At 41.1% G+C, this 8,494-nt stretch carries 7 protein-coding genes and 1 tRNA gene; 5 read left to right on the top strand and 3 right to left on the bottom strand.

Annotation, left to right across the window (positions count from 1 at the left end; translation table 11 throughout):
• The first annotated feature begins 158 nt into the window (after window positions 1-158).
• A complete protein-coding gene (locus IQ264_RS29865; protein ID WP_193985874.1) occupies window positions 159-485 on the top strand; it encodes a hypothetical protein in 327 nt (108 codons plus the stop codon).
• Between the two features lie 107 nt (window positions 486-592).
• Entirely contained in the window at window positions 593-1,690 is a 1,098-nt protein-coding gene (locus tag IQ264_RS29860; RefSeq protein ID WP_228061920.1) for an iron-containing redox enzyme family protein, read from the top strand.
• A gap of 146 nt (window positions 1,691-1,836) precedes the next feature.
• On the opposite strand, the gene IQ264_RS29855 is transcribed toward IQ264_RS29860, so the two are convergent.
• Window positions 1,837-2,553 carry an SAM-dependent methyltransferase gene (locus IQ264_RS29855; protein ID WP_193985871.1) on the bottom strand — a complete coding sequence of 239 codons (717 nt, stop codon included), beginning with the start codon at window positions 2,551-2,553 and terminating at the stop codon, window positions 1,837-1,839.
• A gap of 356 nt (window positions 2,554-2,909) precedes the next feature.
• Here IQ264_RS29855 and IQ264_RS29850 point away from each other — a divergent pair, with 356 nt between their 5' ends.
• Complete coding sequence (locus tag IQ264_RS29850) at window positions 2,910-3,350, top strand: type II toxin-antitoxin system VapC family toxin (RefSeq protein ID WP_193985869.1); 441 nt, start codon at window positions 2,910-2,912, stop codon at window positions 3,348-3,350.
• A complete protein-coding gene (locus tag IQ264_RS29845) occupies window positions 3,340-3,567 on the top strand; it encodes a hypothetical protein (RefSeq protein WP_193985867.1) in 228 nt (75 codons plus the stop codon). Before IQ264_RS29850 ends, IQ264_RS29845 begins: the two co-directional genes overlap by 11 nt.
• Here IQ264_RS29845 and IQ264_RS29840 read toward each other — a convergent pair.
• Both IQ264_RS29840 and IQ264_RS29835 read right to left on the bottom strand, forming a co-directional pair.
• A tRNA-Gly gene (locus tag IQ264_RS29840) sits at window positions 3,568-3,638 on the bottom strand.
• A 95-nt stretch (window positions 3,639-3,733) separates the two neighbouring features.
• Window positions 3,734-7,300, bottom strand: coding sequence for a response regulator (locus IQ264_RS29835; protein WP_193985865.1), 3,567 nt, complete (start codon window positions 7,298-7,300; stop codon window positions 3,734-3,736).
• A gap of 507 nt (window positions 7,301-7,807) precedes the next feature.
• Here IQ264_RS29835 and IQ264_RS29830 point away from each other — a divergent pair.
• Window positions 7,808-8,494, top strand: a 687-nt coding sequence (locus tag IQ264_RS29830; RefSeq protein ID WP_322744832.1) for a GNAT family N-acetyltransferase, incomplete at its 3' end; no start/stop codon positions are given.

The following is an 8,494-nucleotide window of genomic DNA, read 5'->3' as shown; positions in this document are numbered from 1 at the left end:
GGGAGGAAGTGTAAGACCGAACTTTCGGCTGTTTCCAATGAACTGTCAACCCATCTAGAGTACGTTCAGTTAACGCTGTTCGACTGCTAGGGAATCACCGTCCTTCAGGTCGGTGAGGGTGTCAAAAGGAAACACTCGAACAAAACGACGATCGAGAATTGGTTCAATTCTGTTTAGACAAGCTAATAAGCGATCGAGGATATTTAGTAATTATTGTCCCTTTTGCTTATGGCGATCGTCCGGCTCATAATCTCTATGCCAGAGCTCAATGGCTACAAAACTTAGTTGAAAATTTGCTGGAAACTGTAAAGGCAAAAATCGTTTACGAGAATATTTCCCTACAAATTGGCTTAGAAGAAAAGGTTAGACAACAGAAAAAAACTCCTGATTGGTTTGTTGCCGATCGCACTGCTGACTATCCTAATAAGTACGCTGGAACTTATATGGCAACTTGGACTTTTATTGCTTCTCCTTCAGTAGGTTAAATAAACCGTTATTTTCTGTTAATCTCTAGATTCTCTCTCCCAGGTAGATGTAACAAACTGTAAAGATCGCCAAAATCAAGGTAATTATATGAGAAAGAACCAGATTCATGATGCAGAGCAAAGTCGTTACCTTCCCAAGTACTGAGGCTAAACGAAAGAATCAATTACAAACTACAGACTACGATCGCGCAGAGCAACTATTCATTCAACTTTTGGAAACAGAAGATTTAGATAAAAAGTTGGCTGCACAGTTAGTCAGCGCCAGTGAATTTGAAAAAGTGCTGAATACAGCAATTGAAATTGCTTACACAGAAGCATCTGGGGATGATTCTGCACACCGCTTTTTGCAGCGCATTCTGTATCGGATTAACCGATTAAAACTGTTTTGGTATGATGATTTGCGGCGCTATACTAATGAGCGATCGCTCTATTTAAGAAAAGTACGCGACCAAATAGAGGAAGCTTGGCAACAGTGGGAAGCAGCACAACTCGATGTAAAAGCTTATCAAGAAATAGAAGATATCACAGAGGCATTGCGCGATCGCTTTGCGGCTGATGTCGATCCCCCTATATCTGCCGATGGCTTATTTTATCGCGATCGCGTCACCGAAAAAGGTTATCGTCTTTTAGTTGCGATCGCCTCTCTAGATGGCTTAGTCGAAGCAAGTCAACTCTCCCGCACTCTCGGTGGTGTCGGTAATGAAGTCCATGCAGTGCTAACGCGGTTGCTGATTGAAGAATATGGCGGCGGTCGCTTTGCCCGCAAGCACTCTTCTCACTTTACAACTATGCTGGAAGAACTGGGAATGCAAACCGAACCAGAAGCCTACTTTGATTTAGTTCCTTGGCAACTTCTAGCAATAATCAATCATAGTTTCTTGTTAACTGAGCGCAAACGCTATTTCCTGCGCTATATTGGCGGACTGCTTTACGGAGAGCTTTCCGTACCCGCTGCCTTCAGACCCTATCAAGCGGCTGGTGAGCGACTAGGACTATCCGCTGCGGCAATGAGCTACTGGAATCTGCACATTAAGGTAGACGAACTGCACGGTCAGTGGATGTTGGACGATGTTGCCTTACCACTTGTCGCACAATATCCCGCTGATGCTTGGGAACTCCTTTTTGGTTACGATCAACAGCGATTTTTTAGCGATCGCGCTGGCACTGCCATAGCCCAAGCAGTACGCCAAGCCGAGCAATCATAACTATTGTAGGGTGCGTTACTAACGCACCATCTCAGCATATTGATTCTTACACTCAAATCTTGTATTTGCCCAACACCCGCCTGCGAATTGATTCGAGGCGGATATTGAGACAAATACAAGATGTAAGTGTTAACAATCAAACCAAATTACAAACTAGTCATTAACTTCACTAATTCAGTTGATACATCACCTGAAGAAGCTGACTCTTTTGTAAATAAAACACCCGCCAAAAGGTAGATATTTTTTGAATAAAAAGCCCGGTTATTTCTGCGTAATTCTTGAATTCTGTCTTTAACCTTTGGTTCAGAGCTATAATACCCAAATTGTAAAGGTGAAATGGCAAAATCAGAAACAACGTAATCATTTGCTAGTGCGTAGTTAATTAAATCTTGTGGATTTGAATAACTAGAAACTAAGACTAAGACATTGGGATAATTTAATGACAACAGCTTTTTAGTAACAGTAATTCCGTCGATTCCCCCATGTAATAGAGGTTGGTAAAGCTTATTATCTAATGCCGGAAGATAAGGGGGATTTGATACAAGATAGGTAGCATCAGGTTTCGCTGAATCAAATAAGCAACGATTGTGGATGATGTAGCGATCGCTCAATTGATACTCTTTAATTTTAGAATTTGCCACTTGACAAGCTAAACTATTAAGTTCAAATCCATGTACAATCCCGTCAAATTCGCTTCTCAGCAATGACTTAATCACCGGACTCCCATCCCCAGAGCCAAATTCTAATATGGATTCTGAATTAAAACAATTCTGAAAAACTAATGTTTCTAAGCAATGCGAATAAAAATTCGATTCTTCGGGACAAAAGAAAACATCTTTCAACGGCTGAGAAGTAGTCAGCATAAATCTCTTAAATAAGTAACTATACAAAACTTAATTTGTAAGTAATGTTACCAACATCTATCATTGGAACTATAAATGTATATTCGACCTTAGTTAGATGAAAATGAAGTAAGTTATTGGATAAGTTGATTCTGTTTTAATTTGTATGGCATAAATGAAAACATTGGTATTTAAGGTTAGTTTGGGTAATCCATCCTGATGAAAAATATGTTTTAGTTTATCATTCTTCAGAACCCGATCGCTTTCTTTGCCCTCAAGATCATTTAGATGGCGAAGAAGTAGTACCAGGTTTTTCAATGGCAGTATCAGAACTGTTTGAAGAATGGAATTTTTAGGAGTTTTGTTGAGGCAGTAACATGATTCGGCTTTACCTCGACACCAGCGTTTTCAATCGCCCTTTTGACGATCAATCCCAAGTTAAAATTTTTCTAGAAACTCAGGCGATGCTACTAATCTTGCAAATGATCGACAACAAACAAGTCGAGTTGGTTAGTTCAAATATTTTAGAGTATGAAAACAGCCGCAACTCCGATCCCGATCGCGCAAAAGCCGTCGAACTCTATCTTAGCCTTGCCAGCGATCGACAAATCACCAACGAATTAATTCGCCAACGCGCCAAAGAGTTAGAACAAAATGGGGTTAAAGCTATGGATGCTTTGCATATTGCCTGTGCCGAAGCAGCTAATAGCGATTATTTCCTAACCTGCGACAAACGTTTAATTAATAAATGTAAATCTCTGAGCCTTAAAGTGATGAATCCAGCAGATTTTATTTTGGAGATTGAAGATGAAAGTTAACCTGCCAACTGAAAAACAAGTCATTCAAGAAGCTCTGGAAATCTTGCTAACCCACATGGAACCCCTGAAACTCGCTCGTTTTATAGCTGCCTGTAACTTAGGAGAGGGAGATTATCTCAAAACCAAAGATCAACTATTTGCAGGCGAGACTGTCGATAGCTTGTACGAAAAAATCCAAGCTTTTGAGTCTGGAAAAAATGACCTAAAAAACATTTAAAGCGGGCGGCGGGAATCGAACCCGCATTATTAGCTTGGAAGGCTAAAGTTTTACCACTAAACTACGCCCGCATTGCGACTCACAACCGAAAAACTCAGTTTACTCATCGCTCTAGCTAGGATAACACAACTTTGGGCAACTACACAATTTATTTCACCTTTTTCCTTTACCCTTTTTTCCCTTCTGCTTTATCAACTACGAACGTTAATACTGTTTCATCCACACCTTTAAGTTGTAGGGGGCTACCCTTGGTAATTTCAGCTTCATCTAAATAGTCGGCGACTGCGGCGGAAACTAAGATGGTGTTAGGTTGGGCTAAAGCTTGCAGTCGGGAGGCGATGTTCACGGTGGGGCCGATCGCAGTATAATCGGCTCGTTCTTGACCACCAAACATTCCCACTACTGCGGTTCCTTGATGGATGCCACAGCGAAACTGAATTTCGGGAATACCTTGTTCTCGCCAACGTTGGTTAAGTTCATCTAAATAGTGGTGCATTTGTCTAGCGGTGGCGATCGCACGTTTTACCTGTTCATTTGGTGTCAACTCTTCCGGCGCACCATACATCGCCAAAACTGCATCACCCATAAACTTATCCACAGTACCACCGTTAGCGAATACTGCCCTAGTCATATAATCCAAATATTCATTCAGTAATTCAGCAACGCGCCGACTTCTTAACGTATTAGAAAGTTGAGTAAAACCAACAATATCGCTAAACAAAATTGTCACTAATTTTGGTTCGGGGCGCAAATCTAAAGACAGTTCTCCTGTCGCCGCTTTATTCACCAACGTTGGTGGCAAAAAGCGTTTTAACACTGATTCTGTGAGATATTTATTTAACTCTTGCAACTTTTGTTCATTGACTTTTAGTGCTAATAAATTTCGCACTGCGGCTAAAAGTTCGCGATCGTTAAAAGGTTTAGCTAAATAAATATCCGCCCCTTGTTCTGTTCCCTCAATTCTAGTATCTTCATCAACTTTTGCGGTTAACAAAATAATTGGTGTTGCTTTTATTTCTGGCAAATCTCGAATCCGCCGAATCATATCTAAACCAGAGAGAATCGGCATCATTAAATCTGTCACAATTAAATCGGGATGACTTTCTGTGGTGATGCTTAAACCTTCTGCACCATGTCTAGCTGTTAACACTTGAAAACCAGAAGCACGCAACACTCCAGAAACATAAACCCGTAAATCAGGATTATCATCTACTACCAAAATTGTCGGGGCATGAGAAGTAGGAGAAATTTCTCCTATTACCTGTTCTGTGTTATTTTCCGATGCTTCTAAAACCTCTAAATCTGCTAATTCTACAGCAGCACGACTAGCTTGAACTTGAGTTGGTACTTCTAATACTTGATCTAAAGGTAAATGCGCCGTTCCTGTTTGTAACCAAACTGTAAAGGTGCTGCCTGCGCCATAAATTGATTCGACAGAAATTTGTCCGCCGTGAAGTTCTACTAACTCTTTAACTAAAGCTAAACCTAAACCGCTACCTTCATAAGAACGATTAACGGAACCTTCAGCTTGGCGAAAACGTTGAAATAAATGGGGAATTTGTTCTGTACGAATGCCAATCCCCGTATCTTTAACTTGTAGGCGAACATGATCTCCAGCAGGTTCTACTTTAATGGCGATCGCACCACCATTATCAGTAAACTTCATCGCATTAGATAACAAATTATAAACTACCTTATCAAATCTTTCTGGGTCTAAATAAACTTTGGGACAGGAATGAAACTCTGTCACCAAACGCAAACCTTTTTTATCACAATAAGGACGGAAAGATTCGACAATTTGACCTACCATCATCACCACATCACAGGGGCGAAAACTCGCCTGCATTCTTCCAGCATCAATTCTTTGAATATCCAATAATTGATTAACTAATCGCAGTAAACGGCGGGTATTTCGTAAAGCAATTACTGCTTGTTGGTGTGGGAGGTCACTTTTTTGGGCTACCGTTGATTCTAACGGCCCCATCATTAGAGTTAAGGGAGTGCGAAATTCATGGGAAATATTTTGGAAAAACTCCGTTTTTTGACGGTCTAATTCTAATAATCTTTCTGCTTGTTGCCGAGTTTTTTGATATAAACGAGAATGTTGAACTGCGATCGCCGCTTGTGCTGCCACAGCTAAGGCTAAATCAATTTCTAGTTGTTGCCATTTTCTGGCAGCAGTTGCTTCCCGGAGAGTAATACTACCAATTAATTGCCCATCACAAATCAAAGGTACCATCATTAAAGCTCTTGCCGAAGTCCGCAAAGGCAAATCAAACCCCTGCATTTCCGGCAGCGATTCTAAATCATTAATTACTACAGGTTGTTGAGTTTCAATTAATTTTTGTAATACTGGATTGGCGGCAATTGGTACTAAAGATTGTGGTAATTGAGATGAAGGTATAACTGTTGATTTTGAGTTGTTATTAATGGAGAATCTGTGACTGGCAACTGGCGAATGGGAAGTTGTTAATTCCCCTGTTCCTTCCCGATTTTCGATTGCCTTGATTTGCTTTTTGTTGTGGTTATTTTCTAATTCGCCAAATTCTACATCGAACACTTGTAAACCAAATTCATGAGCATCATATAATCCTACACATTGGACATATTCATCCTCTGGTGTCCACAAAGAAAGAGCGCAACCATCAACATTCAAAGCTTCCCCAAGTTGTTTAGTAATGGCGGCAAAAATATCTTTCGGATCGAGACTATAACGAATCGCATTAGTAATAGTATTAACTAAAGCTTCTCGTTTAGCCATTGCCATCGATCTTTCATAAGCGAGTGCTTGAGCGATCGCCAAAGCCGCTTGATCTGCCACCATAAAAACTAGTTGTACCTCATCATCTTGCCAATGACGAGTTTCTGTACACTGATGCAGCGCCAAAACAGCAGTTAATTCCAATTGACAAATTAAAGGTACTACCAAAGAAGAACGAATTCCCGCCTGGGCAAAAGCTGCCGATCTTTGCTGTTTTTCTGGACTATCGCCTTGAATTTGCTCATCTGTTGCTACATCCTCAATAACGTGGACATCAAAAGTTTCCCAGACTGTTTGAGTCAAACTATCATCATCTGAAGCCTTACTGGGTAATGCGTCGTTAGTAGCTGCTGATTTTTCTCCAGCGCCTCGCTTGCGATAGACAAAACATTCATCTGCGATCGCATTATCATGACAAGGACGAATAATGCAGATATCTGCCTCCAACATATGTCCAACTGTGTTCACAATTGTTTGGAGGATTTGCCGATGATCGCTACGGGAGCGGATAGTATTAGTAACAGTATTGAGTAAAGACTCTTGGCGCAGAGTACGACACAATTCTTGAGTTCGTGCCCTCAATACATTATGGGTATCCAAAGCTTGTCGCACGACTAGTTGCAGCGATTCTGATTCCCAAGGTTTAGTGACATACTTAAAAACCTTACCGCTATTAATAGCTTCTACCAAGTCTTCGACATCAGTATAACCAGTCAAAATAATACGGATTGTATCTGGGTACTGAGTAGCTGTTAAACTCAAAAACTCAGTACCACTCATTCCCGGCATCCTTTGATCGGAAATAATTACTGCCACATCTCCTTCTTTGGCTAAAATTTCCAAAGCCGCTGTTCCTGATGTTGCCCTGAGTACTTTGTATTCGCGATAGAAGGTGCGATACAGCAGGTCGAGATTATCTGGTTCATCATCAACAACCAGAAGTTTGGGTTTATTAGTGTTTTGGGACTTCATATAATACTCTCCTGCCTAAGCAAGTCATCCCAGAAGGAAACGGTTTCATGACAGCGTGCATTAGCTGGTAACAATTTTTAAAAGTAGCAAATACCAAATCTGTTTCATTTTCCCCAATTAGCTCCTATTCACTGCTCACCACCCACTACTTTGCTGAATCAGGTATCCTGACTCAGGTATGGAATGTCAAGGGAATTTCCTGACACCGGAAGCCTGAGACGGGAAACCTGTTCACTAACTATTACTCAAATATAAGGAGAAAACACATTAACACTGACAAGCGTTAGGCTATTTTAAAGAAATACTAAGTTTAGCATTGCCGATTGCAACTTAACTAGGCAGATAACCTGTATCCTAGTTAGACAATTCTATACTTACTTTAACTGATACACCCTTTGTATCATCCTAATCCAGTTGACGCTGACAATCACTACTCGTAGTTATACAACTAATGATTGTTGCCAATTGAACTAAAGCATAACTTTAAATGTCAAACAGTAAACCCTTGTGAAGCTCTTGTTCTGGTTCCTAAAAAACTTCCAGCAAGAACCGGAGGTAAATTTGTCTGGTTCTTTTCCTATACAAATCCGAGCGGCTAAACCCGAAGATATCAGTTATGTAGCGGAAATTCTGGCTAATAGCTTTCACTCTCGCGGTGGTATTGCTGGTTGGTTTTATCCCCTGTTTCGCTTGGGGATATATGAAGATTTGCGCCATCGGTTGCAGTCTAGTTCGCCGCGTTATGTTTGTCTGGTGGGGATTTACAAAGATTCTCGACTAGGCGATCGTCAAGATCAACTCTGGGTCGATCTTGAGGTAAGGGGGAAAACTGTAGCTGCCGAAGAGAGCGATTGTGTGGTGGGAACGGTGGAAATGGCGCTGCGATCGACTAATCCTTGGCAGTTTTATAGTTCCGCTGGCTACCCCTATTTGTCTAATTTGGCAGTCCAGTCTGAATATCGTCGTCGGGGGGTAGCTCGGCAATTATTACTGGCTTGCGAGCAAATTGCTTTAAATTGGGGTTATCAAGACCTCTATTTGCACGTACTAGAAAACAACCACAAGGCAAGAGGGCTTTATAGTCAGTTGGGCTATCGGTTATACCAAGTTGATTCTAATTGGGCTTGTTTGTTTTTGGGAAAACCCCGACAATTGCTGTTACATAAGCGATTGACTGGTGCAGGGGGGCAGAGG

It is taken from the genome of [Phormidium] sp. LEGE 05292 (assembly GCF_015207735.1).
In the GTDB taxonomy this organism is placed as follows: Bacteria; Cyanobacteriota; Cyanobacteriia; order Cyanobacteriales; family Aerosakkonemataceae; genus Floridanema.
This window is presented reverse-complemented; position numbering and strand designations above follow the sequence as displayed.